1 protein-coding gene is annotated in these 729 nt (G+C 74.9%); it reads left to right on the forward strand.

Translation table 11 applies throughout. The annotated features are described in order from the left end of the window. A partial coding sequence (locus VB737_RS17175) for a Mur ligase family protein (protein WP_500314761.1) occupies nucleotides 1-729 on the forward strand: 729 nt, incomplete at both ends.

Genomic DNA, 729 nt, shown 5'->3' on the forward strand with positions numbered 1-729 from the left:
CCCTGGTGCAGCGGGACCGGCTGGGGGGCGCGGCGCTGGCGGAGCTGGTGGCCGCCAGCGGCCGGCCGATCTGGCCCGTGGACGACACCCTGGAGGCCTACCAGCAGCTGGCCCTTCTCTGGCGGCGGCAACTGGGCCTGCCGGTGGTGGCGGTGACCGGCTCGGCGGGCAAGACGACGACACGGGAACTGATCCGGGCGTGCCTGACCCCGCTCGGGCCGGTGGTGGCCAGCAGCGGCAACGAGAACAACGACGTGGGGGCTCCGCTCACGATCCTGAAGGCGGACGCGGGCACGGCGGCCCTGGTGGTGGAGATGGGGATGCGGGGACTGGGGGAGATCGACCGTCTCACCCGCTGCACCGAGCCGGACGTGGCCGTGATCACCAACATCGGCACCGCCCACATCGGCCGCCTGGGCAGCCGGGAGGCGATCGGCCAGGCCAAGTGCGAGATCACCGCCGGACTCGGGCCGGAGGGAGTGCTGGTGATTCCCGCCGGGGATCCGCTGCTGGAGCAGTCCCTGGGCCGGGTGTGGCGGGGCCGGGTGGTGCGCGTCGCCCTGGAGGACGAGGCGGCGGGATTTCCGACGGGGGTGCCGGCGGCGGAGCTGGTGGGCCGCCTGGAGGGCCCTTGCCTGCGCCTGCTGGACGGCCCGAGCCTGCCGCTGCCGCTGGAGGGCCGCCACAACGCCCGCAACCTGCTGCTGGCGGTGGCCGTCGCCCGGGAAC

Source organism: Synechococcus sp. BA-120 BA3 (genome assembly GCF_034931285.1).
Taxonomy (GTDB): domain Bacteria; phylum Cyanobacteriota; class Cyanobacteriia; order PCC-6307; family Cyanobiaceae; genus Cyanobium.